Source organism: Streptomyces beijiangensis (assembly GCF_017315755.1).
Lineage (GTDB): Bacteria > Actinomycetota > Actinomycetes > Streptomycetales > Streptomycetaceae > Streptomyces > Streptomyces beijiangensis.
The window spans coordinates 1-1,610 of sequence record NZ_JAFLRJ010000819.1 but is presented as its reverse complement, the minus strand read 5'-3'; the positions used below and the strand labels follow the sequence as shown (position 1 = coordinate 1,610).

Here is a 1,610-nt window from a genome sequence, read left to right as displayed (position 1 = left end):
TGGTTGAGCTGGTTGGTGATCAGCCCCCAGCCGGCGTTCTCCTCGCCCACCAGGTTCCCTGCGGGCACCCGTATCCCGTCGTAGTACGTGGCCGTCGTCGTCAGGCCGCCCACGGTCTCGATCGGCGTCCAGGAGAACCCCGGCGCGTCCGTCGGCACCAGCACGATCGAGATGCCCTTGTGCTTGGGCGCGTCCGTGTCCGTACGGCAGGCGAGCCAGATCCAGTCCGCGTTCTGCGCGTTGGAGGTGAACACCTTCTGCCCGTCGATCACCCACTCGTCCACGCCCGTCCCCGCGTCCCGCACCGCCCGAGTCCGCAGCGACGCCAGATCGGTCCCGGCCTCAGGCTCGCTGTACCCGATGGCGAAGACGACGTCCCCGCTCAGGATCCGCGGCAGGAAGAAGTCCTTCTGTTCCCGCGTCCCGTACTTCATCAGCGTCGGCCCGACCGTGTTCAGGGTCACCATCGACACCGGCGCACCCGCCCGGTACGCCTCGTCGAAGAACACGAACTGCTCGTCGGGGCCTCGCCCTTGGCCGCCGTACTCGACGGGCCAGCCGAGCCCCAGCATCCCGTCGGAGCCGATGCGCCGCAGCAGCGCCCGCTGTTCATCGGGCCCCTCACCGGGCCCGTCCCGCATCACGTCATGGAAGTACGAACGGAGTTCGGCGCGCAGCGACTGCTGCCGTTCCGTGGGGGCGAGGTGCACGTGGGCGGGCTCCGTTCACAGCGATGTGCCTACGGATCAGGGTTTCTGACTGTCCGTCAGATACGTATCACCTGTCAAGGCACAGCACCGCGCACAACGGTCCGGCGACGACACCGAAGTGCCGTCGCCGGACCGCTGTTCACCCCGTGACCCAACCCCCCTTCGGGCCGCGTCTCACCAGAGCTGGTTGAAATTCACCGTGGTGTTGGACTGGTCGATCGCCGTGAAGCCCCAGCCGTTCACGCTGGCCGTGTTGTTCTGATTCGACGCCCCTGATCCGGTGGCCACCTGCTGTGTGGTGGTCGAGTTGCCGTTGTTGTCGTGCCCGACGCCGCTGCCACTGATGGTGGCGACAGCCGCGTTCGATCCGTTGTCCGCGAAGGAGCCGTTGTCTGCGGAGGCCACTCCGGCGAAGAGACCGAACGCCAGGGGCAGGGCGGCAGCGGCGGCGATAACGCGGGCGGTACGGATGCTTGCCATGTCAATTCCTCCAGGAACCAGAAATACGGCTTGTACTGGGGCAGTTGGCCGACCGCCCCGGTGCTGAGTGCTCGACGTCGCGGAATCAGAATTGCCCACCGAACCCCCGGCGAACCACCCCGGAAGCCCTCTTTCCCTCGCAAGCGTGACGTTAAGTCGATAAACCCTTTTCACGCCCCCAAAGCCCCAGCTCAAAACTGGTCAGGTCACCCGAATGCAGGCGCCGCAAGGGAGGAAGCGTTCCATCAGAGCCCTCAACCTCTTCCCTTGTTCGAACATTCGTACGAACATAGAGGTATGGCCACCACCGACCGGCACTCCGCCACCCTGGCCCTCGCCCACGCGCTTTCCGCCGCCGAGCGCGGGCTTCCGGTCATCCCCCTGTCCCGCACGAAGCTCCCCGCGCTCGGCGGCGGAAAG

At 66.5% G+C, this 1,610-nt stretch carries 2 protein-coding genes and 1 pseudogene; 1 reads left to right on the top strand and 2 read right to left on the bottom strand.

The window, feature by feature from the left end; genetic code table 11:
- Together J0695_RS39275 and J0695_RS39270 are read right to left on the bottom strand one after the other, a co-directional pair.
- The coding region (locus tag J0695_RS39275) for an acyl-CoA dehydrogenase family protein (protein WP_206969637.1) at positions 1-710 on the bottom strand (710 nt) is incomplete at its 3' end.
- A gap of 174 nt (positions 711-884) precedes the next feature.
- The gene (locus J0695_RS39270; RefSeq protein WP_206969636.1) at positions 885-1,190 is read right to left on the bottom strand and encodes a hypothetical protein; all 306 of its coding nucleotides are present in this window, start codon (positions 1,188-1,190) and stop codon (positions 885-887) included.
- A 297-nt stretch (positions 1,191-1,487) separates the two neighbouring features.
- Between J0695_RS39270 and J0695_RS44675 the strand changes: the two are divergent.
- A pseudogene (locus J0695_RS44675) lies at positions 1,488-1,610 on the top strand (bifunctional DNA primase/polymerase); the annotation flags it as partial.